Source organism: Streptomyces sp. GQFP (assembly GCF_021545335.1).
GTDB lineage: Bacteria > Actinomycetota > Actinomycetes > Streptomycetales > Streptomycetaceae > Streptomyces.
On sequence record NZ_CP089312.1, the window covers coordinates 745333 to 769136 of the forward strand.

Below are 23804 nucleotides of genomic sequence, written 5' to 3' on the forward strand. Positions count from 1 at the left end.
CCATGCCCAGACTCAAGGCGCCGACCCAGCGGAGGATGCTCCGCGCCGCGGTCTCGCGTACCGAACGCATCAGCCCGAGCTTCGTCACCCTGACCGTCCAGGATCCTGACCTGGCGGACTTCGATCCCATGGGGTTCGACCAGGGCATCCGCCTGTTCTTCCGCCGCGACGGGCAACAGGAACTCGCCATGCCGACCGCCTCGCACAACGGCTGGCTGGCGCAGTACCTGGTCATGCGGCCGGCCACCCGGCCCTGGGTGCGCAACTACACCGTGCGCGCCTTCCGTCCCGACGCGTGCGAACTGGACATCGAGTTCGCCCTGCACGGCGACGCGGGCCCCGCCTCGGCGTTCGCCTCCCGCGCCCGCCCGGGCGACCCGGTGGGACTGTTCGCCGAGGGAGTCGGGTACCTCCCCACAGCGACGGCTCAGTCACAACTGCTGGTGGCCGACGAGAGCGCCGTACCGGCTGTCCTCGCCATCCTGGAACAGGCGCCCGAGGACCTCGTCGCGGACGCCTATCTGGAAGTGCCGACCGAAGACGACATCCGACCGGTCACGGCACCCGCCGGAGTCACCGTGCACTGGCTGCCGCGCGACGACCACGCCGCCATCCCGGGACGACTCGCTCTGGAGACGGTCACGACCTCCTGGAAGCTCCCCCCGGACCGGCGCGTCTACTGCTGGGTGGCCGGAGAGAGCGGCCTCGCCACAGGCCTGCGGCGACACCTGGTCAAGGAACAGGACGTCCCCAAGACCGACGTGTCGTTCCTCGGCTACTGGAAGCACGGCAAGAGCAGCCCGTGAGGGCATCAGTCCGACAACGCAAGGAACACCGGATCATGAGCAACATTCCCCTCATCACCCTGAACAACGGCGTCCGGCTGCCGCAGCTCGGTTTCGGCACCTGGCCGGTCCCTGCCGAGGCCGTCACCACCGCCCTCGAAGCCGGCTACCGCGGCATCGACACCGCCTCGATCTACGGAAACGAGAAGGAGATCGGAGGGGCCATCGCCGCCTCCGGCGTGCCCCGCGAAGAACTCTTCATCACCTCCAAGCTGTGGAACGCCGACCAGGGCTACGACTCCACCCTGCGCGCCTTCGACGCCTCGCTGGACAAGCTCGGCCTCGACCACGTCGACCTCTACCTCATCCACTGGCCGCTGCCCGCCCGCGGCCTCTACCTCGACACCTGGCGCGCCTTCGAGAAGCTCTACGCCGACGGCCGTACCAAGGCCATCGGCGTCTCCAACTTCCCCGTCGCCCAGCTCCAGCACCTCCTCGACGAGGGCTCGATCGTCCCGGCCGTCAACCAGATCGAGCTCCACCCCAACTTCCCCCAGGCCGAACTGCGCGCCTTCCACGCCGCCCACAACATCGCCACCGAAGCCTGGTCGCCCCTCGGCCAGGGCAAGGGCCTCCTGGAGGACCCGGCACTCGCCACCATCGCCGCCAAGCACACCAAGACGCCCGCCCAGATCGTCCTCCGCTGGCACATACAGCTCGGCAACATCGTCATCCCCAAGTCCGCCACGCCCACCCGGATCACCGAGAACCTCCACGTCTTCGACTTCGAGCTCGACGCCGAGGACCTGGCCGCCATCGACACCCTCGACACCGCCACCCGCATCGGCGAAGACCCCTCCACCTGGGACTACGTCGGCTGACAAGCACGGCCAGACCGGTGCAGCCGTGAACGCCGCCTTCGACTGTTCCGTTCTGCGGAAAGCTCGGGAAGGGTGTTCCGGCGGGCGGGACCGCCGATTGTCGTGACCGCCGGGCACCGCCACCATCTGGACCATGCCGCAACGCCAGATCGTAGACATCCACGCCCACCTGTTCCCCAGGAACATGCCCGACCTGGCCGAACGCACCGGTGACGACCGGTGGCCCACCCTCGTCGTCGACGGCTCGGAGGCGAAGGTCTACCGGTGCGGAATCCCCGTACGCAAGGCCGGACGGACGCTTTGGGACGTCGCCGCGAGGATTGCCGCGCTGGATGCGGCCGGGGTCGACCGGCAGGTTGTCTCGCCGGTGCCGGTCACCCTCGTCGACTGGGCCGATCCCGAGCTCACCATCGCGTGGACGCGGGCACAGAACGAACTGCTCGCCGAGGCCGTCGCCGGGTCCGGCGGACGGCTGGTCGGACTCGGCGCGGTTCCCCTCCCCCAACTCGACAAGACGCCCGACGCAGCCGTCGCCGAGGCGGCCAGAATCGTGGGCGAGTTGGGGCTGGCGGGCATCGAACTGCCGACGCTGCCGGCGGGACGGGAGTTCGACGATCCGTTCCTGCGGCCGTTCTGGGCCGCGGTGGAACAGCTGCGCATCCCGGTCTTCGTACACCCCACCGACGGCGCGGGGGCGATTCGCCGCTCCGGTCAGCCGTACGAGTTCGGTATCGGCATGCTCACCGACACCGCGATGGCCGCGACCGCGCTGGTGTTCGGGGGTGTGCTCGACCGATACCCGGGTCTGCGGATCGCGCTGGCCCACGGCTGTGGTGCGCTGCCCTGGGCGTTCCCGCGGATCCGGCTCATGGCCGCGGCGGCGAACGGGACCACCCCCGAGCGCGCTGACGCGTTGCTCCGTACGTTGTGGGCCGACGCCCTCGTCTTCGATCCCGAGCACCTGCGGCTGCTCGGCACTCGGTTCGGTGCCGGGCACCTGATGCTCGGCACCGATGACCCGATCGTTCCCGGCCAGCTCACGGCGGCCCCGGCGATGGTGCGCGAGGCCGTGGCGAGTGGGGTGATTTCCGCGGCCGACGCGGACGGCGTGCTCGGCGCCAACGCGCTGGACTTCCTCGCCCGCAACCCGTGACCGCGCCAGGACGCCGGGGCGTCAGCCGTGCACGAAGACCCGGCCGTCCTCGATCTCCACCTGGAAGGTCCGCAGGGCCACCGTGGCCGGGAAGCACAGCGCCTTCCCGGTCCGCAGGTCGAACCGGGCCATGTGCAGAGGGCAGACCACCTCGCCGCCCTCCAGGTCACTGTCCTCGCCCAGCGACCACTGTTCGTGCGTGCACGAGTCCTCGGTGGCGAAGAACTCCCCGTCCTCCGTGCGGAACAGCGCGATCGGGACCTCACCGTCGACACCGCCGATCGTCATGGATGTCCCGTTCGCCAGGTCGTCGACCATGCAGGCGTACCTGCGCCTCATCGCTCCACCCGCCTTTCGAGGCCGCGGCCGTCGAGATCGAGGCCGGTGACGTCCAAGCCGGCGTCGATCGCCTTCCGGCACTTCATCAGCGTCCGCGGGTCGTCCACGACCAGGGCTCCGACCGCCACGCCCGCCTGGTCCGCGTACACGGCGACGAACCGCTCCTCGTCGATCCCTCCGTGTACGGCCGCCACCTCGCCGGCCCCAGGCCGGCCGACGATCTGGATCCGGCGTCCGTACTGGTCGGACCAGATGTACGGGAGCCGCTGCCTCGGCGGCGGCCCTCCGACGACGTCGGCGGCGACGATCTCGCCGTGTTCGTTCGCGTTGGTCCAGTGCTCGATGCGCAACGGGAGCCCGTAGCGAGGGTGGAATCTGCAGGCGACGTCCCCGGCCGCGTAGATCCCCTGGGTGCCCGGCACTCGTAGCCGCTCGTCGCAGTCGACGCCGTTGGAGACCGGCAGGCCCGACGACCGCAGCCAGTCGGTCGCGGGCACCGTGCCGATGCCGACGACCACGAGATCGGCGAGGAGGACCCTGCCGTCCGCGAGGGCCACTCCCGTCACCCTGGGTGTTCCGAGCAGGCCGGTGACCTGTACTCCGCTGTGCAGGGTGACACCGTTCGCGGCGTGCAGACGGGCGAGCTGTGCCCCGACCTCGGCGCCGAGCAGATGGGCCATCGGCGTCGTCTGGGTCTCGACGACGACCACGTCGGCGCCGCGGGCGGCAGCCGACGACGCGAACTCGGCGCCGATGAACCCGGCCCCCACCACGACCACGCGCCGGGCGTGGTCCAACTCGGCCCGCAGCGCGGCGGCGTCGTCGGCCGACCGGATCGTGTAGACCCCGGCGGGTGTCTCGATACCGGGCAGTGTCCTCGGGATGACGCCGGTCGCGATCACCAGGTGGGTGAACTCGAGGTGATCGCCCGCGGCCGTGGTCACCAGCCGGCGTTGGGCATCGAGTGCGGTGGCCCGGGTGTTCAGCCTCAGGTCGACGTCAAGGGCGGCGAACTTCTCCGCCGCGACCAGCGGGACCGGCCGGTCCGCACCGGCCTGCAGCATCTGCTTCGACAGTGGGGGTTTGTCGTAGGGATGGTGTCGTTCCTCCCCGATCATGGTGATCGGGGAATCGAAACCCTCCCTGCGGAGGGCTTGCAGCGTACGGACTCCGGCAACGGACGCACCAACAATCAACATCTGCACGGCGCGAGTCTTCGGGATCCCCATGGGGCGCCGCCAGCGTTCGTACCGCTGGACGGAACCGCTCGCGGCCGGCTGCGACCGCGCTCGACGGATCAGCCGCGGTGATCGGCGGCGGGCTCGGGCCATGACGAGTCCGGTTGCCCGTGCGTGGTCCACTCGTCCCGGTTGTGGACGCGCGGGACAGCGATCTCGGCCACCGCCCGCGCGAATCTCTCCACGAAGGCGGGGTCGTACACCGACCCGTCGTCGCGCACCGGCCCGCCGAGCGCCGGCTCCCGGTAGGCGGACAGCGCGAACGGCGTGCCGGCGGCGCCGAGTACCAGGTACACCTGGATGAGTTGGTCGATGTCGTGCGACTCGGGCAGTCCGATCATCCCGTGGAACAGGACCCGGGCGCGGCGCAGATGGCTCTCCAGCCGCTCGGTGCGTTCCGTCCTGGTCAGGCCCTCGAGGACGAGAAGCTTGAAGAGTTCCGGATGCCGGGCGTTGAAACGGACGTAGGCCATGGTCAGTGCCCGTCCGCGCTCACCCGGCGAGACGTCCCGGAGAGCTTCGCTCAGCGAAGTCATCTCCTCGTAGTAGGGGTTGAACACGGAGTCGACCGCTTCGTTCCACAGGTTCTGCTTGGACCCGAAGTGATAGGCGACGAGGCCGCGTTCGACGCCTGCCTGTCGCTCGATGTTACGGACCGACACCCCGTCGAAGCTGGCGGCGCAGAAGGCGGTCAGCGCCGCGGCGACCAGCTTGCCGCGCGTCGAGTTCGCGCCGTGAACGGGCTCGCCAACCGCGCTGGACACCTGGGCAACCTTCTTCTTCGTCACGGAGCAGATAAATACCAGATCGAATTCGTCAACCCGAATCGAGGCTAGCACGTCCGTGCCGGTTGCACGGATACGCGACTCACGGGAGCACCGCGGTCCGGCCCCCGTTTCGGGGCGATGAACCAGGCGTAAAGCGCCCTGGTCGAACTTCTTGCACCCCCGGATGACGCATGCCAGACTCGGGCTCAGCTCGACTTGCTGTGTGACGAAGTCTGAGCTTCTGAATTGTCCTCACTGCAAAAACATGTGCCAGGGAGGTCGGACCACCATGACACTCATTGCGGCTTCTCCCGTGTCCGAGCGGACTCCGGTCGAGAATGTGTCGTCCATCGCGAAGGCGGCCCGGGTTCTCCGGGCGCTGGCGACCGCCGGAGTCGGCGAACTCGGAGTCACCCGGATCGCGCTGTCGGCCGAGCTGCCGAAGAGCACCACACATCGAGTCCTCGCCGAGCTGATCGGTGAGGGCCTGGTCGCGCACAGCGGCTCGCGCTACCGGCTCGGCCCCGGCTGGTTCGCCCTGCAGGAGGCGCTCAGTTCCTCCGAGTGGCTGCAGATGGTCGAGCGGGCCCGGATTCCGCTCGCCGAGCTCTTCGAGCGCACCAAGGCAACCGTTCATCTGGGGGTTCTGGACGGCGACCGGGTGCTGTACCTGGAAAAGCTGACGGCGAGCGGCGGCACATCGGTCCCCACGCGCGTGGGTGCGCACATGCCCGCCAGTTGCACGGCCGTCGGGAAGGTGCTGCTGGCCCACTCGCCGCCGGACGTCGTACGGGCACTCGCCGCCAAGCCTCTTCCGGTCCTCGCTCGCCGTTCCATCGTCACGCCCAGGCTGTTGCTCGCTCAACTGGAGGAGATCCGCAAGTCGGGAGTCGCCTACGACATGGAGGAGTCACAGGCAGGGGTTTTCTGTGTGGCGGCTCCGGTGTTCCGCGCGGGCCGGGCGGTGGCCGCGGTGTCGGTGACCCGGGTGGGTTCCCGTGGCCTGACCGCGCCCGACCCGGCCGAAGCACGCTCGGCGGCCAAGCAGATCAGCCGCTGGATCGACGACACCGGGGCGTAGTCACCGCTCGTCCGCCCCGCCGACGGTCCTGTTTCCGCGAGGTGGAACAGCCGAATGCGTGACCTGGAATCCCTCGTCAAGCTGTTGGCCGAGCTGACAGGGCAGCCCACGGCTCTCCGGCGGACGGGCTGCTCAATTCCCAGCAGAGGAAGCGAGTTCCGGTGTCCGAGTACGTGATCGACGATCGGGAGATGCCCCGATTCCGGGTGAACCGCAAAGCCATGATCGCTCCTGAGGTGCTCGCCGAGGAACGCGATCTGATCTTCGACCACTCCTGGCTCTTCGTCGGCCACGAGACCGAGTTGCGCAAGCCGAACGACTTCAGGACGCGCAGGGTCGCGGGCCGGCCGGTGATCTTCGCCCGCGACTCGGCCGGCGCCGTACGGGTATGGATCAACTCCTGCCCGCACCGTGGCGCAATGCTGTGCCGTGAGCCTGCCGGCAACGGCCGGTTCATGACCTGCATGTATCACGGCTGGAGCTTCAACAACGCCGGCCGGCTCGTCTCGGTGCCCGACGACGCCTCCTACGGTCCGGGCTTCGACCGGCCCGGCCTGGCTTCCCCGGCCAAGGTGGACTCGTACCGCGGCTTCGTGTTCCTGAGCTTCGACCCCGACATCGTCGACCTGCCGACCTACCTCGCCGACGCCAAGGAGTACCTGGATCTGGTGGCCGACCAGTCGCTGTCCGGCATGGAGGTACTGCCCGGCGCCCACGAGTACTCGGTCAAGGCGAACTGGAAACTGCTCGTCGAGAACAGCTACGACGGTTACCACGCCACCTCGGCCCACCAGCGGTACCTGGAAATGGTGCTCGCCGCCCGTGGTGCGATCGATCCCAAGGCACTCGGCGACTCCCGCGGCGTCGACCTGGGCAACGGACATGGGGTCGTGGCCGGCGGCCCCTCGACCGGCCTGCTGTTCGGCCGCCCGCTCTCCCCCGAGGCAGAGGTCGAACGAGACGGGCGGCTCGCCCGGTTCCGTGAGGCCTACGGCGATGCCTGGGTCGACCGGATGACCGGCGGCCGCAACCTGGTGATCTTCCCCAACCTGGTGGTGATCGACCTGGTGATGGGCGTGATCATCCGGAAGATCGACCCGGTCACGCCGGACTACATGGAAGTCACCGCGTGGCAGCTGGTCCCCCCGGACGAGAGCGCCGACCTGCGCAGGCAGCGGCTGGACAACTTCCTGACCTTCTGGGGACCGGGCGGGCTGGCCACGCCGGACGATGTCGAGGCCCTGGAGACCTGCCAGAAGTCCTTCGCCTCGGCGCGGGAACTGCCCTGGTCGGACATCTCGCGGGGCATGAACAAGCCCGTGGTCTCCGCCAACGACGAGTTGCAGATGCGTACCTGGTGGCGACGCTGGAACGAACTGATGACCGGCGAGAAGCTGCCGCCCGAGAACCACGACCCGATCGACGGGGTCTTCGCCGGACGCCGCACGGCTTCGCAGATGGAGCCGACGGCATGACCGACACGACCACCGCCGCCGTACGACCGGACCTCCTGCGCGAGGTGGAGCAGTTCCTCTACGAAGAGGCGGACCTGCTCGACCAATGGCGGCTGCACGAGTGGCTGGACCTCTTCACCCCCGGCGGGACGTACCTCGTCCCGTCGACCGACAACCGGGAGGGCGACCCGAACACCGACCTGTTCCTCGTGCAGGACGACCGCTTCCTCCTGGAGCACCGGGTGAACTCCCTGCAGACCCGGGCGGCCCACGCCGAGTACCCGCATTCCCGGACGAGGCGGCTGATCACCAACGTCCGCGTGTACGAGGACGGGCCCGGCATCCGCGTGGTGGCCAACTTCGCGGTGTACCGCTTCCGCAGTGACGCGGCCGACACCTATGTCGGCCAGTACCACCACACGCTCGAACGGGACGAGTCGGGCCGACTCCGGTTCGTCGTAAGGAAATCGGTGCTCGACCTGGAGGCACTGCGCCCCCACGGAAAAGTCAGCTTCATCCTGTGACGCCGGGCGCGAACGTGAAACGGAGCGGACGTTGACCTTCGATCTCACCCTGAGCGAGGAGCAGGACGCGGTACGGGACCTCGCCAGGATTCTCGCCGACGACGCCGTCTCCCCGGCGGCGCCGGAAGCGGAGGCCGCGCGCGGGGTCGCCGACGCGTTGTGGCGCACGCTGCTGTCCACCGGGCTGACCGCACCCGTGGCACCGGAGCACGGCGGTGGCGGAGTGCCGGACGGGACAAGCCGGCTCCTGGCCGTCGAAGGCCTCGGCTTCGGGGACGCCGCCATCGCCGCTTCGGCCTTCTGGAGCGGCAACGCGGCGCTGCTGATCGGCAGTTGCGGAACCGCAGAACAGCGCGACGCGATGCTTCCCGCCTTCGTCACCGACACCGAGCTCCGGGCGGCCGTCGCGCTGTACGAGGGCTTCGGCCGGGCGCCGTCCGAATATCGCACGACCATCCAGGCCGAGGGCGACCGCTGGCGGGTCCGGGGCCGTAAGACCGGCGTACCGCTCACCGCGGGCGGCGGCCCGCTGATCGTGGTCGGCACCGACCCGTCGGCCGGGGACCGGCTGCGCGCCGCGGTGATCCCGGCCGATGACGGACAGGGCGAAGGCGGACAGGGCGGGGTCACTGTCACGGCGTCCAGTCCGCACCTGGGTCTGGACGCGGCTCCGATGTCGACGGTCGACCTCGATGTCACCGTCGGCGAGCGGCACCTGCTCGGCGGCCCGGATGCGGACGATGCGGCACTCGCGCACGAGGTGTCCATGGCACGCCTCACCACGGCCGCGCTCGCGATCGGCTGCGCGCAGCGCGCCTGCGAGTACGCCTCCGGGTACGCGACCGAGCGGACCGCCTTCGGCCGGCCGATCTCGGTGTTCCAGGGGGTGGCGTTCCTGATGGCCGACGCGCGCATGCGGATCGACGCCGCGCGGCTCCAGGTCTGGCAGGCCGCCGCCGGGCTGGAGACCACCGAAGCGGCGGGCACCGAGCGAGCCGTCTCGCACGCGGTGGCGTACGCGACGTCGATCGCCTCGGAGGTCACCCGCGACTGCGTGCAGGTGCTCGGCGGGCACGGCTTCCTGGCCGATCACCCCGTCGAGCGCTGGTACCGCGCCACCGCGAGCCTGACCGCCCTTGATTTCGATCCCACCTGCCTGGCGTTCACGCCGGCGCTCTGAACCAGTCCGGAGCGAACGGAGAGGCAATCCCCATGCATTTCACCCTGAGCCCTGAACTGACGGAGTACGCCGCGAACCTCAGGGAGTGGGGGTCCACCGTGGCACGGGGCTACGCCCGTCAGGCCGACACCGAGCACGCCCTGCCACCGGACACCGACAAGATCCTCGACTCCGCCCCGGTACCGCTGGGCAGGGAGGAGTTCCCCAGGGACGCCCTGCCGGACGTCCCCGACGGCCCCGGCCCGCGCGCTGTCATCTGGTTCGAGAGCATCGCCTACAGCGACATGTGGCTGATGGAGTCACTGAACCGCGGTGTGGGCCACTTCGTGGTGAAGGCCATCGGAACACCCGAGCAGGTGGAGCGGTGGTGGGATCCGGTCATCGCAAAGGGCGGCAAGACCGGATTCGGCATGTCCGAGCCGGGCGCCGGCTCGGACACCAGCCGCATCGCCACCACCGCCACCCGTGACGGAGACACCTGGGTCATCAAGGGCTCCAAGATGTTCTGCAGCCTGGGAGCGGTCGCCGACTACATCGTCGTCTTCGCCAGGATCAGCAAGGACGGCGGCAAGTCGGCCATCAAGGCGTTCGTCGTGGAACGCGGCCACCCTGGACTGACGGTCGTGAAGGCCAACGAGAACAAGCTCGGGCTGCGGTGCTGGATGACGTCACAACTGGCCTTCGACGACTGCGTGATCCCGGTCGGGAACATGCTCGGATGGTCCGGCGACGACACGGACCTGACGACGACGGGCGGCCTGAACGCGGGACTCTCCGGACTCAACGACAACCGTCCCAACGTCTCCTCCCAGTCGATCGGCGTCGCCCGCGCATCGCTCGAACTGACCACCGCGCTGCTCAGGGAACAACGGCAGTCCTTCGCGCCTCACAGGTGGTCGGTGATCGAGGACGAGCTGGTCCGGATGGCATGGACGCTGGACCGGGCGAGGCAGTTGAACCTGCGGGCCCAGTGGATGAACGACCGGGCGATGAACAACCGCGCGGAGGCCTCGATCGCGAAGGGATTCGGGCCGCTCAACGCCGACCGGGTGATCCGGCGCTGCATGCAGCTGCTCGGCCCCGAAGGCACGACCACCGATCTGCTGCTGGAGAAGTGGTATCGCGACATCAAGATCCTCGACATCTTCGAAGGCACCGGCCAGGTCATGCGCTTGCTGATCAGCAGGCATCTGATGGGCCGTGACGCGGCGGGTTCCTGACCGCTCCCCCGCCCAGTGAGGGGTTTCAGTGCAGCAAGGAATCTTCTTTCCCTCGACCGAACTCGACTCCACGCCCGAGATCGTGCGCACCTTCACGCGCGCGGTCGAGGACATGGGGTACGACTACATCCTGCATGGCGATCACGTACTCGGGGCGCCCCACGACCGCCAACCGCGGATGTGGGGCCCGTACGACGAGAGGGACGCCTTCTACGACCCCTTCGTCCTGACCGGCTACATGGCGGCGATCAGTACCCGGATCGAGTTCGCCACCAGTGTGCTGATCCTCCCGCAGCGTCAGACCGTGCTGGTGGCCAAACAGGCCGGAGACGTCGCCGTGCTCTCCGGGAACCGCCTGCGGATCGGCGCGGGTATCGGCTGGAACTTCGTCGAGTACGAGGCTCTGGCGCAGGACTTCACCAAGCGCGGCAAGCGGATGGACCAGCAGATCGCCCTGCTGCGTCGTCTGTGGTCGGAGCCGGTGACCACCGGCGAGGCGGGGGCGGAACGGGTCGACCGGGCCGGCCTCCACCCCCGGCCGAGCGAGCCGGTACCCGTGTGGCTCGGCGGTTACGCCGATGTCGCGCTGCGCCGTGCCGCACGCGTCGGAGACGGCTTCACCTTCGCCGGCCTCATCGAGGAGATCGCTCCTCGGCAGCGGGTCCTGCGCCGGATGCTGGCGGAGGAGGGCCGCGACCCGGCGGGCTTCCCCACGGAACTGGTGATGATCCCACCGCCGGGCCCGGACCAGGGCAGGTGGCCGCGGGACCGGCCGAACTTCCTGGGCGGCATGGGCGACACGGTTGCCCAGTGGCGCGAGTTCGGCGGAACGCACATCGGCGTCGTCACCTACTGGATGGGGCTGAACGGCCTGGGCGAGCATCTGGCGTTCGCGGAGAAGGCTCTGGCCATCGCCCGGAAGTAGCGGCCGGTCACCTCAGGTTCTCAGTGCGGAGTCCACGGCCAGTACTTGGCGGTGGCTCCGCCGTCGACGGTGATGTTGCTTCCGGTGATCATGCGGGATTCGTCCGAGGCCAGGAAGACGACCGTCGGTACGTAGTCGTCGGGAACCGGCAGCCGGTTGAGCGGGATCTGAGACGCGAAGTCCATCGGGTAGCGGCTGGGCTCACCCGGTTCTTCGGCGAGCTTCCGCAGGAGTTCCGGGTCCTGCGGCATGGTCGCGGTGGGGGTGAACCCGTTGACCCGGATTCCGTACTCGGCGAGCTCCATCGCGACCGAGCGGGTGAAGTTGATCAGGCCGCTCTTACCGGTGCAGTATCCGACGTTCCCGGGCTGGCCCTGCCAGGCGGCGGTCGACAGCACGTTGATGATGCTGCCACCGGTCTGCCGGCGGATCATGGCCTGTGCGACCGCGCGGGTGAAGAGGAACGAGCCGGCGAGGATGATGTCCAGTTGCCGCCGGTACTCGTCGAGGGGCATCGTCAGGATGCCCTTGGTGTTGAACTGGACCGCGTTGTTGACCAGTACATCGACGTGGCCCCACCGGTCGACCGCCTGGGCGACCACCGCCTCCACGTGGTCCGCGTCGGTCACATCGCCGACAGCGGCCAGCGCCTGGCCGCCGCGGGCCTCGATGGCCGAGGCGCACGTCTTGGCCACGTCCGCGGAGACGTCGGTGCAGACCACCCTGGCTCCCTCCGCGGCGAGGCCGGCGGCGATCGTGCCGCCGATGTTCGGGCTGGTGCCGGTGACGATGGCGACCTTGTCGGCCAGTCGGTTCATGGGAAGACAGCTGCCTCTCTCGATCCTGACTCGGCTCACGCCTGGAACAGCGGGGTCGGCCGGGGCGCCACTCGCAGGTTGAGCCACTCGACCGTCCGCTGCCAGGAGTCGAATGCCGCCGCGTGCACGGCCGGTGCCGCGGAGTCCCGGTAGAAGTCGCCGACCGTCGGGTAGGTCACGATCGACGTGTGCGCCGCCGACGACGTGCCGAGATCCGCGCACAGCTCCGCCGGGGACGGACTCCGGGCGTTGCCGTCGCGTTCCCCTTCCCCGAAGAGGCCCAGCCACGGAGTACGCAGCGATGCCTCGGCCGGCCCTCTCCGGACGCTGTTCGTCGCCCGGGGCGACACGCTGACCGCGGCGCCCAGTTCAAAGGCCTCGGCGGCCAGGAACGCCACCCGGCCGCCGAAGCCGTAGCCGATGACTCCGACCTGTTCGTAGGACCAGCCCTGGTCGGTGAGGGTGCTCAGCAGCGCGCCGACACGTGCGACGAGTTCGCCGTCCGTGGGCCCGTCCGCGGACAGGTCCGCGGCGAGCGACGCGTATCCGTGCTCCGCCAGGCGGTTCATGACTTCGGGGGCGTCCCCGGCCAACCGACCCGCCTCACACCCCACGACGACGGCCCCTCGCGGAGATCCGGCCAGGCGGATCTCCGCGACATCGAGACGTCCTCCCGGCAGCTCGACAGCGAACGTATCGGGCTTGATCCTGGGAACCGCCAAAACCGCCCCGTCCATGGCGAACTCTCCTTCTTCGGCCGACCGCGCCACCGCGCTCAGCGGGGAACGACGATCCCGGCCGCTTCGCGGTCCCAGCAGCCCTCATTGGATTCCCTCCGCAGCTCGGCCTTGCGCGCTTTACCGGTCGGGGTACGAGGAAGGTCCTCCGCGAAGCGCACAAACCGGGGAACGGCATAGCGAGGCAGACGGTCTATCAGAAACGCGGTGAGGGCGGCCTCGGTGAGGGTGGAGTCCGGACGGCGGACGACGAAGATCTTGATCTCCTGCTCGAACTCGTCCGCGTCGACCGCGACAGCGGCACATCCGACGACTTCTTCGTGTGCCAGCACCTCCCGCTCGACCTCCATCGACGAGACGTTCTCCCCGCGACGCCGGATCGCGTCCTTCACCCGGTCGACGAAGTAGTAGTAGCCGTCGCTGTCCTGTCTGAGCAGGTCACCGGTGTGGAACCAGCCGTTGCGCCATGCGTTCGCCGTCGCCTGGCTGTCGTGCAGATACGACAGGCACAGCGTCCACGGATAGATGTGGCGCACGATGCACTCCCCCGGCTCGCCCACCGGGACCTCGATGTCGTGTTCGTCGACCAGCCGGATCTGGACTCCGGGGCGCGGTTTGCCACAGGAGATCCGGTCGATCGCGGTCTGATCGGCGCCGGTCGCGATGACGCCACCGACCTCGGTGGACCCGAACGACGAGCGAAGGACGATCCCGAATCGCGCGGTGAACTCCTTGTGCTTGGAGTGAACCGGGTTCATGTACGCCGTCCGGATGCTGCACTCCGCGTCGGAGTCCCGAAGGGGCTGGTGCATGAGGAACTCGCCCATGGTGGCGACCAGCAGCGTGTGGGTCGCACCCACCCGGGTCGCGTCGGTGATGAACGTACTGGCGGAGAAGCGTTCCTCGATATAGGCGCTGCCGCCGACGATGAAAGCGGTGGCCATGCCGCCGATGCCCAGTATGTGGAACATCGGACAGACGATGTACACGACCTCGTCCTCGCCGCCCAGCATCCCCTGGATCGTGTCGGGATCAGCGGCCTGGAACATGTGGGCGTTGGTGAGCACGACCCCCTTCGACTTTCCGGTGGTCCCCGACGTGTAGCCGATGAGCAGCGGGTCCCAGACGTGGCGCTCCACCGGTTCGATCGCCGGGCCACTCAGCTGGAGCGCCGTGAAGGGCAGGAGCCGCCGGCCGGAGAAGTCCCCGGGCCTGGTCCCGTTCCCTTCTTCGTTCCCGCCGCGGACGACAAGGGTCTTCAGCAGGCCGCCGTCGAACCTGGACAGTGTCTCCAGGTAGTGCGCTTCCACGAGAGCGGTCGTCGCGCCGCTGTCGGACACGACATGGGTGAGAATCGCGCCCTTGTACATCGTGTTCGTCGGGACGGCCACGGCGCCGATGAAGTTGAGGGCGACCAAAGCCAGGGCGTAGTCCGTGGAGTTGTCGAGCATGATCAGCACCCGGTCCCCTGCGGATACCCCGGCACCGCGTAGGCCGGCCCCCAGTTCGCAGGCGCGGTCCCACACCTCCTGGTACGTCAGCGTCGCGACCGGGCTGCCCAGGGCCACCTGGCCGGGCCTCCGGGCCAGGTTCTCGCGAAGCGCTTCGGTGATGGTCCACCGCTCATATTCGAAGTGGCCGATCGTGACTTTGGAAGACGGGATCACCATACCGAGCTGACTCCTTTGTCAGTAGGACGGCGGTGCCTTATTGACCGGGCATTCATTACAGAGCTCCGGCGAGGAAGCCTCGCATGGCGGCAACGAATTTCTCGTGGTGCTCGATCTGCGTCCAGTGTCCGCAGTTTCCGATTCCGTAGATCCGCGCGTTCGGGATGTGCTGGAAGTAGTACACCCCGCCGCCGAACGTGACGAACTTGTCCTCCCGGCCGTGAATGATCAGCGTTTCCTGCGTGATCGCCGCAAGGTCGTCCACGGTGATGCGCCACGGTTGGCTCATGTCGAACGTCGCCCGGTGGGAGCGTTCCACCTCAGGGCGGACCGCACGGGGCAGTCGGGCGGCGGCGATCTCGTCAAGTCTGCCGCCGAGGCGCTCCGGGTCGTGCAGAAAGTCCCGCAGCAGCCCGGTCATCGCCTCCGTCGACGGGTCGTCGTAGAAATTGACCAGATGGGGCAGCGAGGGGCCGAAGAACTCGGGCGGTGATCCTCCGGCTCCCATCAGAACAAGCTTGTCGACCCGCTCGGACGCCTGCCCGGTGATGCCGATCGACCACATGCCGCCCATCGAGTTGCCGACCAGGGTGGCCTGGTCGATGCCGAGTTTGTCCAGCAGGCCGATCATCGTGTCGATGCGCAGCTGAGTGAAAGGAGCGAGACCCGCCGGAGGGGGATTCGGATGTGTGGAGTCACCGAATCCGAGAACGTCGGGGGCCAGACAGTGGTAGTCCTTTCCCAGGTCGGCGAGGACGCCCTCCCAGTTCGACGCACCGGTCGCACCGGGGCCCGAACCATGCAGAAAGAGAATGGCCGGAGCATCGGGGTCGCCGGACTCATTGAGATGGATCTCGGCCTCGCCGACGGGAATTCTGGACGTCGAAATCCTCGCTCCGGTGGTCATGTTTCCTCCCTTGGCGCGACATCAGGGGCCATCGTGCTCGGCCCGGACCGGGCGTGTGCGCCGGGATTCCACTCCACGGAACCGGATCGACGTCGTCGGGGTGCGGTTCCACCGTGCTGAACAACCGCTGTCGAGCCGCGCACCGTCGAGGCGATGGTGGAGGACCGCCGGACCAGGGGAGCCACTCGACCATGGATACAGATGACACCGTGCTCTGGGACGTGACCGACGGGGTCGCCACCATCACCTTCAACCGGCCCGAGGCGCACAACGCGCAGAATCCGCGGCTGGAGCAGCGCTACCTCGACCTTCTGGTACGGGCCGACGACGACCGGGACGTCCGGGCTGTGATCGTCACCGGCGCGGGTAGGTCGTTCTGTGTCGGCGGCGACGCGGCGGTGGCCCAGCAGGTCATCGACGCGGGCGGCTGGGCCAAGGGCATTCCGCATCCGATGGAGCGATTCGCCATGGCGGTACGCAAGCCGGTCGTCGCCGCGATCAACGGCGGTTGCGCCGGCGTCGGACTGGTCTACGCGGCCACCTGCGACGTGCGGTTCGCGGCGAGGGGAGTGAAGATCGCGACGTCGTTCTCACGACGCGGTTGTGTGGCCGAGCGCGGGCTTTCCTGGATGCTGCCCCGGTTGATCGGACATGGCCACGCGAGTGACCTGCTGTTGTCCGGCCGCGCGATCGTGGCGGAGGAGGCCGAGCGCATGGGACTGGTCAACCGTGTGGTCGAACGTGACCAGTTGATGGACGTCGCCAGAACCTGGGCGTCCGACGTGGCCGCGAACTGTTCGCCGTCCGCCATGGCGACCATCAAGCGGCAACTGCTCGACGACACCGGCAACGACCTGTCGACCGCGTTGGCGCAGGCCGGTGAGCACGTCATGACCGCGACGAGCGGCGAGCCCGATTTCCGCGAGGGATTCGCCAGCTTCCGCGAGAACCGGCCCGCCGCCTTCCAGGAACTTCCGCCGCTTCCGAGCCGGGGCGGAAAGTTCACGCTGGAGTCCTGGACCGAGGATTCCAGGGGCTGATGAACGCCGGCCGGCGAACGACCCCAGTCAATTCGGTGGAGGTTACCTGATCATGGGAAAGTCAGCCGTCAACATCGTCCGACCGACCGACGAAGCGGAACCGGCGACCTACCCGATGCCCAGAGCGGCCGGGTGCCCGTTCGACCCGCCTCCCGCACTGACCGCGCCTGAGGCACAGCAGGGTATGCGGAAGGTCCGGCTGTGGGACGGCAGGTGGGTGTGGCTGGTGACCAAGTACAGCGACGTCCGTGCGCTGTTCGCCGACCAACGCGTCAGCCATGACACAAGGCACCCCAGTTATCCCCATGAGAGTCCGGGATTCAAGGCACGCGCGATGCAGGGCCAGAGCTTCGTCAACATGGACTCCCCTGAGCACCAGCGGTTGCGCCGCATGGTCACCGCGCCCTTCGCCTCGCGACGGGTGGAGAGTATGCGTCCGCAGATCCAGGAGAGCGTCGACGGCCTGATCGACGACATGCTGGCCGGGCCGAAACCGGCCGACCTCGTGGAAGCTTTCGCCCTCCCGGTGCCCTCACTGATCATCTGCCTGCTGCTGGGCGTCCCGGTCGAGAAGCAGTCGTTCTTCCAGGAGACCGCCCGGATCATCATCAGCACGGGCTCGCCGCCCGATGTCGTCAACACCGCGCAAGGGGCCTTGCTCGACTACCTCGAAGGTCTGGTCGTCGAGAAGATGAAACATCCCGGCGCCGACCTCCTCTCCGATGTGGCGGTGAAACACGTCGCCACCGGAGGGATAACCGCACGCGAGGCCGCGATCAGCGGGCGGTTGCTGCTCGTCGGCGGCCACGAGACGACCGCGAACATGATCGCCCTCGGAACGCTGGCCCTGCTCCAGAACCCCGAGCAGCTCGCCGTGCTGCGCGACACCGATGATCCGAAGCTGCTCGCGTCCACCGTGGAGGAAATGCTGCGCTACCTCTCGATAGCCCATATCGCCCCACGGCGGTTCGCTCTGGAGGACATCGAGATGGACGGGGTCACGATCCGCGCGGGAGACGGTCTGGCGCTGTCGCTCGACGCGGCCAACCGCAGCCCCGAGGAGTTCCCGGATCCCCAACGCCTGGACCTGCGCAGGGACGCACGCAAGCACGTGGCCTTCGGATTCGGCCCCCACCAGTGCCTGGGCCAGCCTCTGGCCAGGGTCGAGCTCCAGATCGTCTACGGAACCCTCTACCGGCGCATCCCGACTCTGCGGCTCGCGATCGAGCCGGACCAGGTCGATTTCAAGGACGAGGGAATCATCTACGGCGTGCATTCACTGCCGGTCACCTGGTAGGCGACAGGCCAGGTCATCGCGTGATCGCGAGCTGCCTGGTCTCATGTGGTTGGCGTCGCCGGCATCATCACGCCCTGGAACACCCCGGCGCCGGCGGGCCGACCTGCCGCGGGGTTTCCACGTCGAACCCACGGTGTTCCGGGATGTCGACAACTCCATGCGGATCGCGCGGGAGGAGATCTTCAGCCCCTGCCCCGGCTTTACACAATTGGATGCGACGAGAATTGCTCGTTCCGCTCCGTAGAACAGGCGGTTGGGCTCTGGGTCGGCCCGGCTTTAGCTTCTCTGCATACGAACCGGCAGAGAACGTAATTCAGTCGACAGGAGAGGTCCATGGCGACCGTCGGTTACTCGACTGCGCAGCGGATTACCCAACCCGGTGTAAAGGCTTTCCTCGCCAGTCCGGTGAAGAAACTGCTGATCAACAACCGGTGGGTCGACGCCCGTTCCGGCAGGACGTTCGAGATTGTCGATCCGACGACCGAGGATGTTCTCGCGAGGGCGGCCGAAGGCGACGCCGCCGATGTCGACGCGGCGGTCGATGCCGCCCGAACCGCGTTCGAAGGACCTTGGGGCCGACTGCCCGTGGCCGAGCGCGCACGGTACCTCCTCAGGTTCGCCGCCGCGATCGAGGCGAACCTGGACGAGCTCGCTGAGCTTGAGAGCCTCAACAACGGGCAGACGCTGGCGACCGCCAAGGCGATGATCACCGAAGGCGCGGTCGGGGCGCTGCACTTCTACGCGGGGTCGGCCGTGAGCATTCACGGCGAGACCCCCGCGACCGACGAATCGTTCTTCAACTACTCGTTGCGCGAGCCGATTGGGGTGTGTGCCGGGATCATCCCCTGGAACGTGCCCATCCCGATGGCCGTCTGGAAGATCGCACCCGCGCTCGCCGCCGGGAACACCGTGATCATCAAGCCCGCCGAGCAGACGCCCCTGACGGCCGTGCGACTCGGGGAACTGCTGCTCGAAACCGGTATCCCCGACGGCGTCGTCAACATCGTGACCGGCTTCGGCCCGGGAGCGGGCAGCGCCATCGCCGAGCACCCGGGAATCGACAAGGTGGCGTTCACCGGATCGACCGAGGTCGGGAGGTCGATCCTGCGTGCCTCCACGGGCAATCTCAAGCGGGTAACCCTCGAACTCGGCGGCAAATCACCCAACGTCGTCTTCGCCGACGCGAACATGGCCGCGGCCGTACCGACCGCGCTCGCCGGCTTCTCGCTCAACTCGGGCCAGATCTGTGCGGCCGGCACACGCATCCTCGTTCAACGCGACGCCCACGACGAGTTCGTGGAGACGCTCACGCGGTACGCGGGCGGCCTGACGTTGGGAGATCCACTGGACCCGGCCAGCGACATGGGGCCCCTGTCGTCGAAGGAGCAGTTCGAGCGGGTCACCGGGTACCTCGACGTCGGCAAGGCCGAAGGCGCTCGTGCCACCACAGGCGGATCGCCCGCAGACGGGCGCGGCTACTTCGTCGAACCCACCGTCTTCGTCGACGTCGACAACGACATGCGGATCGCCCGGGAGGAGATCTTCGGGCCGGTCGTCTCCGTGATCCCGTTCACGGACGAGAACGACGCCGTCCTCCAGGGCAACGACACGAGCTACGGGCTTGCCGCCGCCGTGTGGACGAACGATCTGGGCCGTGCCCATCGGGTCGCACGGCGCCTGAAGGCAGGGTCGGTGTGGGTGAACAACTACTACACCAACGACCTTTCCCTCCCCTTCGGTGGATACAAGCAGTCCGGCGTCGGTCGCGAGCACGGGTCCAACTGGTACGAGCACTACACCGAGGTCAAGTCGGTCTACGTGAAGCTCTGACCGGCTGAATACGCATGACGCGAATGCCGTGTTCCAGCGCCCCGCATTTGGAGGTTCAATGGCGACCGAAGGCGCTCCCCTCACGACCGACACCGAGTTCGATCACACGGATCCTGCGTTCGCGCGAAATCCGGACGAACGGTTCAAGACTCTGCGTGAGCAGTGCCCGATTCTCCATTCACCCAAGCTCGGTGGCTTCTGGCTTTTCACTCGCTATGACGACATCCAAAACGCCACGCGTGACCCGCTGACGTTCTCGAGCGCCGCGGGGATCACTCTCCCGCCCATCGGAGCGAGCGTTCCGCTGCCGCCGCTCGAGGTCGACCCGCCGGAGCACTCCGGGTACCGCAAGCTCCTGCAGCAGGAGTTCAGCAGAGGCCGCATGCAGCAACTCGAGGTATCGATCCGGGAGCTGACCAACGAGTTCATCGACGGCTTCATCGAGCGTGGGTCGGCCGACCTCATGCAGGAGATCGCGGACCCGTTGCCGGCGGTGGTCATCGCCGAGCTGATGGGCTTTCCGCGGTCGGACTGGGAACAGTTCGCCGAACTCCTCGCGGTCATGAGCAAGGCAGCTGTCGAAGGGGACACGGAGGCCGGCGGGAAGGCCGCCGTCGCGTTCTTCGGGCACATCGGGCAGGCGCTCGCGGACCGGCGCGCCAACCCCCGGGACGACTTGCTGACCCGCGTCGCGCTGGCGGAGATCGACGGTGCCACGATCAGTGAGGAGGCGGCTCTCGGCACCTCCTGGACGATCGTCGTCGCAGGCTTCGAGACAACGGTGGGCGGCATCGGATCGCTGCTGATGCACATAGGTTCCGACCCGGAGTTGAAGCGGCGCCTGCTCACGGACGGGTCGTTGATCCCCAAGGCGGTCGAGGAGACCGTGCGCATGGAGGCGCCGATTCAGGGGATGCGGCGCACGCTCACCCAGGATGTCTGCATCCGCGACACGCGGCTCAGTGCCGGCGATCATGTCTGGCTGTCCTACTCGTCCGCGAACAGGGACGAGGAGAAGTTCGACGATCCGGACACGTTCGACCTCGACCGGAGTCCGAACCGGCACTTCGGTTTCGGCGACGGCATCCACCGCTGCGTCGGCGCTCCGTTGGCGCAGTTGGAGATGCGGGTCGTCGCGGAGGAGGTGCTGCGGCGGATGCCGCGTCTGCGCGTCGACGACCTGGATGCCATCGAGTTCTGGTCCGTCCAGAGTCGTAAGCCGCTGTCGCTGCCGTGCAGTTGGTGAGGACACCGGCCGGAGTCCGCGGGGCGGCGGCCGTGGAGGCGGTCGGGGCCGCCGCGTACCTGTCACCCGTGGTTCATATCCCACCACATCGATCACGATGAGGATCAGATGATGATCAACGCGTCTGCTGCGGTTCTCCGTGCCAAAGACGGGCCGCATGCCGTCGAGGAGGTCACTCTCGACGCACCCGGTGAGGACCAGATCGTCGTGCGGATCGCCGCCGCCGGTTTCTGCCACAGCGATGTTCTGCCGCGTGCCGCGGAGTTCCCCGTCGGCCCACCCGTGATCACCGGCCATGAGGGCGCGGGTGTGGTCGAGTGGAGGGGTTCCGACGTGTCCGGGATCGAGGTGGGCGATCACGTCGTACTGTCCTTCGCCTCCTGCGCCACGTGTCAGGAGTGCGCCGGCAGACATCCCGCGTACTGCGAGACCTTCACGGAGCGCAACCTTTTCGGGCGCTCCGCTGCCGGCGGCTCAGGAGCCACCGACGCCGCCGGGGAGCCCGTCATGGCTCGCTGGTTCGGGCAGTCGTCGTTCGCCACCAAGGCTGTCGTCGACGCGAACAACGCCGTGGTCGTCGACCGCGACCTCCCGCTGGACGTTCTCGCCCCGCTCGGTTGCGGGATGATCACGGGAGCCGGAAGTGTCCTGAACGTGCTCCAGGTGCAGCCCGGGACGTCCATCGCCATCTTCGGTACGGGCTCGGTCGGACTCGCCGCGTTACTCGCCGCGAAAGCAGCGGGGGCTGAATCGATCATCGCCGTCGACCTCCATCCGTCGCGACTGGACCTGGCGGCCGAGCTCGGCGCCACCGCCACCGTGCTGGGCGGCGACAAGGACGTCGTGGAACAGATCCGGAAGCACACAGGTCGGGGAGCGCACTACAGCTTCGACACGACCGGGGTGCCCGCGGTGATTCTCTCCGCCATCCAATGCCTACGGGCCCGAGGCACCTGCGCTCTCGTCGGAGTACAGACGGGCGACGTGGTACTCGACGGGAACGTGCTGCTCGGCAAGCAGCTCGGCTCCGTGGTCGAAGGCGACGCGGACCCCCGGACGTTCATTCCGCACCTGATCAAGCTCTGGCGCGACGGACGGTTTCCCTTCGATCGCTTGATCGAAAAGTATCCCTTCGCCGCGATCAACGAAGCCGAGAGGGCATCGCTGGAAGGCCGGACCGTCAAGCCGGTGCTCGTCATGGACTGAGTGGTCAGGAAGGCCGCCCGGGACCGCCGGCCACCGAGGCGTTCGCCGTTGGCAGGCGACAGAGCCAGCGAAACAACACAGGGACAGAGGAAGGAACGGCATTCATGCGAGTCACAGTGGATCAGGAGATGTGCGTCTCCGCCGGGCAGTGCGCGACCCTCGTGGGCAAGGTGTTCGATCAGCGCGAGGAGGACGGGGTCGTGGTGCTCCTGGACGAGCGGCCTCCCGTGGATCTGGAGGAGGCCGTCCGCGACGCGGCCGCCGTCTGTCCCGTCGGCGCCATCAAGCTGGCCGAGTCATGAGCTTCACCGGACTGGCGGGGAAGGTCGCGCTCGTGACCGGCGCCGCCGGCGGCATCGGGGCGAGCACGGCCCGGCGGCTCTCGGCCGAAGGCGCGAAGGTCGTGCTGGTCGACCGGGACGTCCCGGGGAGCGAGTCGGTCGCGAAGGAACTGACCGGCGACACCTTGGTGCTGGGCGGTGACGTCGGCTCCGCCGACGACATGACGTCGGTCTTCGATCGTGCCGTCTCCAGGTTCGGTCACGTTGACCTGTACCACCTCAACGCGGGTGTCGCCGGGGAGATCGTCACGTTCGACGCTCTTGAGGCCGAGGTCTTCGACGAGGTCGTACGGACCAACCTTCGCGGTGTGTTCCTGGGGCTGAAGAACGCCTTCCGCGTCCTGAACTCCCAGGGAACCGGTGGCTCCATCGTCCTGACCTCCTCGATCTCCGGCCTGCGGGGAACTCCCAAGATGCCCGCCTACTCCGCGAGCAAGCACGGTGTCATCGGTCTGGCGAAGAGCGCCGGCGTGCAGGGTGCCCCGCTGGGCATCCGCGTGAACGCGATCGCACCGGGTCTCATCGACACCGGCCTGCACGCGGTGCCGGGCATGCTGGCCGGTTTGGCGGCGGGCCCGGCCACGCCGGGTACGCTCACCAACCCGTCGCACCGGATGGGCACGGCGGACGAGGTGGCCGCGCTGGTCGCGTTCCTGCTCAGCGACGAAGCCCCCTTCATCACCGGTGCCGTCGTCGCGATCGACGGTGGCGCGACCGCGGACAGTCCACACAAGTTCGTCGTAACCACCTGAGCCGCAGAAGTCGAAGGAGACCGGCATGAGGTATCTGATGATCGCCCAGACGACCCCGGTGGAAGGCCGCGACGACGAGTTCAACGCCTGGTACGACGGCGAACACCTGAAGGACGTCCTGGCCATACCCGGGTTCGTCGCGGCCGAGCGGTTCGAGGTGGCCTCCGGCGAGGCACCGTTCAAGTACTACGCGTTCTACGAGGTGGAAGCCGAGAGCATCGGCGAGATCTGGGCGGCGGCCGGCCGGATGCGCGACTCGATGGCGACGACCGAGGCTCTCGGAAAGACCGGCGCGTTCATCCTGTCCCCGCTCGGCAGCCGCGTCACCGGCGCGGATTTCACGAACGCTCCGGCAGGCTGATCGTACGGACCACCTGGTGCCGGAGCCCGGAGTCGCCGGGTTCCGGTACCGG

24 protein-coding genes and 1 pseudogene are annotated in these 23804 nt (G+C 68.1%); 18 read left to right on the forward strand and 7 right to left on the reverse strand.

The features are described from left to right. The first annotated feature begins 2 nt into the window (after positions 1 to 2). From LUX31_RS03455 to LUX31_RS03465, 3 genes are all read left to right on the forward strand, one after another. Positions 3 to 806, forward strand: coding sequence for a siderophore-interacting protein (locus LUX31_RS03455; RefSeq protein WP_235473039.1), 804 nt, complete (start codon positions 3 to 5; stop codon positions 804 to 806). 35 nt (positions 807 to 841) lie between these two features. Then, positions 842 to 1666 carry an aldo/keto reductase gene (locus LUX31_RS03460; RefSeq protein ID WP_235473040.1) on the forward strand — a complete coding sequence of 275 codons (825 nt, stop codon included), beginning with the start codon at positions 842 to 844 and terminating at the stop codon, positions 1664 to 1666. 133 nt (positions 1667 to 1799) lie between these two features. Next, positions 1800 to 2819 (forward strand): amidohydrolase family protein, encoded by a 1020-nt coding sequence (locus LUX31_RS03465; protein ID WP_235473041.1) that lies wholly within the window; start codon positions 1800 to 1802, stop codon positions 2817 to 2819. A 21-nt stretch (positions 2820 to 2840) separates the two neighbouring features. Here the strand turns inward: LUX31_RS03465 and LUX31_RS03470 are convergent, their stop codons facing one another. The 3 genes from LUX31_RS03470 to LUX31_RS03480 form a co-directional block, all read right to left on the reverse strand. Next, complete coding sequence (locus LUX31_RS03470) at positions 2841 to 3158, reverse strand: non-heme iron oxygenase ferredoxin subunit (RefSeq protein WP_235473042.1); 318 nt, start codon at positions 3156 to 3158, stop codon at positions 2841 to 2843. After that, entirely contained in the window at positions 3155 to 4357 is a 1203-nt protein-coding gene (locus LUX31_RS03475) for an NAD(P)/FAD-dependent oxidoreductase (RefSeq protein WP_235479784.1), read from the reverse strand. Before LUX31_RS03475 ends, LUX31_RS03470 begins: the two co-directional genes overlap by 4 nt. A gap of 98 nt (positions 4358 to 4455) precedes the next feature. Continuing rightward, entirely contained in the window at positions 4456 to 5160 is a 705-nt protein-coding gene (locus LUX31_RS03480; protein WP_235473043.1) for a TetR/AcrR family transcriptional regulator, read from the reverse strand. Positions 5161 to 5452: 292 nt separating this feature from the next. Here LUX31_RS03480 and LUX31_RS03485 point away from each other — a divergent pair, with 292 nt between their 5' ends. From LUX31_RS03485 to LUX31_RS03510, 6 genes are all read left to right on the forward strand, one after another. Then, positions 5453 to 6244 (forward strand): IclR family transcriptional regulator, encoded by a 792-nt coding sequence (locus tag LUX31_RS03485; RefSeq protein ID WP_235473044.1) that lies wholly within the window; start codon positions 5453 to 5455, stop codon positions 6242 to 6244. A 161-nt stretch (positions 6245 to 6405) separates the two neighbouring features. Beyond that, positions 6406 to 7719 carry an aromatic ring-hydroxylating oxygenase subunit alpha gene (locus LUX31_RS03490; RefSeq protein ID WP_235473045.1) on the forward strand — a complete coding sequence of 438 codons (1314 nt, stop codon included), beginning with the start codon at positions 6406 to 6408 and terminating at the stop codon, positions 7717 to 7719. Beyond that, complete coding sequence (locus LUX31_RS03495) at positions 7716 to 8222, forward strand: aromatic-ring-hydroxylating dioxygenase subunit beta (protein ID WP_235473046.1); 507 nt, start codon at positions 7716 to 7718, stop codon at positions 8220 to 8222. The genes LUX31_RS03490 and LUX31_RS03495 overlap by 4 nt, the downstream gene beginning before the upstream one ends. Positions 8223 to 8253: 31 nt before the next feature. Next, the gene (locus LUX31_RS03500) at positions 8254 to 9402 is read left to right on the forward strand and encodes an acyl-CoA dehydrogenase family protein (protein WP_235473047.1); all 1149 of its coding nucleotides are present in this window, start codon (positions 8254 to 8256) and stop codon (positions 9400 to 9402) included. A gap of 32 nt (positions 9403 to 9434) precedes the next feature. Next, positions 9435 to 10622, forward strand: a complete 1188-nt coding sequence (locus LUX31_RS03505) for an acyl-CoA dehydrogenase family protein (protein WP_235473048.1) — start codon at positions 9435 to 9437, stop codon at positions 10620 to 10622. 28 nt (positions 10623 to 10650) lie between these two features. Further along, positions 10651 to 11547, forward strand: coding sequence for a TIGR03619 family F420-dependent LLM class oxidoreductase (locus tag LUX31_RS03510; RefSeq protein ID WP_235473049.1), 897 nt, complete (start codon positions 10651 to 10653; stop codon positions 11545 to 11547). Positions 11548 to 11567: 20 nt separating this feature from the next. Here LUX31_RS03510 and LUX31_RS03515 read toward each other — a convergent pair whose 3' ends face one another. From LUX31_RS03515 to LUX31_RS03530, 4 genes are read right to left on the reverse strand one after another with little or no spacing between them, the layout of a single operon-like run. Further along, positions 11568 to 12365 (reverse strand): SDR family NAD(P)-dependent oxidoreductase, encoded by a 798-nt coding sequence (locus tag LUX31_RS03515; RefSeq protein ID WP_235473050.1) that lies wholly within the window; start codon positions 12363 to 12365, stop codon positions 11568 to 11570. Between the two features lie 35 nt (positions 12366 to 12400). Further along, a complete protein-coding gene (locus LUX31_RS03520) occupies positions 12401 to 13102 on the reverse strand; it encodes a dienelactone hydrolase family protein (protein WP_235473051.1) in 702 nt (233 codons plus the stop codon). 38 nt (positions 13103 to 13140) lie between these two features. Beyond that, the gene (locus tag LUX31_RS03525) at positions 13141 to 14772 is read right to left on the reverse strand and encodes an AMP-binding protein (protein ID WP_235473052.1); all 1632 of its coding nucleotides are present in this window, start codon (positions 14770 to 14772) and stop codon (positions 13141 to 13143) included. Between the two features lie 55 nt (positions 14773 to 14827). Further along, entirely contained in the window at positions 14828 to 15679 is an 852-nt protein-coding gene (locus LUX31_RS03530; protein WP_235473053.1) for an alpha/beta fold hydrolase, read from the reverse strand. Positions 15680 to 15870: 191 nt separating this feature from the next. Here LUX31_RS03530 and LUX31_RS03535 point away from each other — a divergent pair, with 191 nt between their 5' ends. The 9 genes and pseudogenes from LUX31_RS03535 to LUX31_RS03575 all read left to right on the forward strand — a co-directional run bounded on the left by LUX31_RS03535 (position 15871) and on the right by LUX31_RS03575 (position 23752). Continuing rightward, positions 15871 to 16719 carry an enoyl-CoA hydratase-related protein gene (locus tag LUX31_RS03535; RefSeq protein WP_235473054.1) on the forward strand — a complete coding sequence of 283 codons (849 nt, stop codon included), beginning with the start codon at positions 15871 to 15873 and terminating at the stop codon, positions 16717 to 16719. Between the two features lie 52 nt (positions 16720 to 16771). Next, the gene (locus LUX31_RS03540; protein WP_235473055.1) at positions 16772 to 18016 is read left to right on the forward strand and encodes a cytochrome P450; all 1245 of its coding nucleotides are present in this window, start codon (positions 16772 to 16774) and stop codon (positions 18014 to 18016) included. 91 nt (positions 18017 to 18107) lie between these two features. After that, positions 18108 to 18206 (forward strand): annotated as a pseudogene (locus LUX31_RS03545) (aldehyde dehydrogenase family protein); the annotation flags it as partial. Between the two features lie 143 nt (positions 18207 to 18349). Further along, positions 18350 to 19846, forward strand: a complete 1497-nt coding sequence (locus tag LUX31_RS03550; RefSeq protein ID WP_235473056.1) for an aldehyde dehydrogenase family protein — start codon at positions 18350 to 18352, stop codon at positions 19844 to 19846. Positions 19847 to 19904: 58 nt separating this feature from the next. After that, the gene (locus LUX31_RS03555; protein WP_235473057.1) at positions 19905 to 21092 is read left to right on the forward strand and encodes a cytochrome P450; all 1188 of its coding nucleotides are present in this window, start codon (positions 19905 to 19907) and stop codon (positions 21090 to 21092) included. A 108-nt stretch (positions 21093 to 21200) separates the two neighbouring features. Continuing rightward, on the forward strand, positions 21201 to 22298 hold the full coding sequence (locus LUX31_RS03560) for an NAD(P)-dependent alcohol dehydrogenase (protein ID WP_235473058.1): 1098 nt from the start codon (positions 21201 to 21203) through the stop codon (positions 22296 to 22298). A gap of 104 nt (positions 22299 to 22402) precedes the next feature. Continuing rightward, on the forward strand, positions 22403 to 22600 hold the full coding sequence (locus LUX31_RS03565; protein WP_235473059.1) for a ferredoxin: 198 nt from the start codon (positions 22403 to 22405) through the stop codon (positions 22598 to 22600). After that, on the forward strand, positions 22597 to 23391 hold the full coding sequence (locus LUX31_RS03570; protein ID WP_235473060.1) for an SDR family NAD(P)-dependent oxidoreductase: 795 nt from the start codon (positions 22597 to 22599) through the stop codon (positions 23389 to 23391). The genes LUX31_RS03565 and LUX31_RS03570 overlap by 4 nt, the downstream gene beginning before the upstream one ends. A 25-nt stretch (positions 23392 to 23416) precedes the next feature. After that, positions 23417 to 23752, forward strand: coding sequence for a DUF4286 family protein (locus tag LUX31_RS03575; protein ID WP_235473061.1), 336 nt, complete (start codon positions 23417 to 23419; stop codon positions 23750 to 23752). The last annotated feature ends 52 nt before the right edge of the window (positions 23753 to 23804 follow it).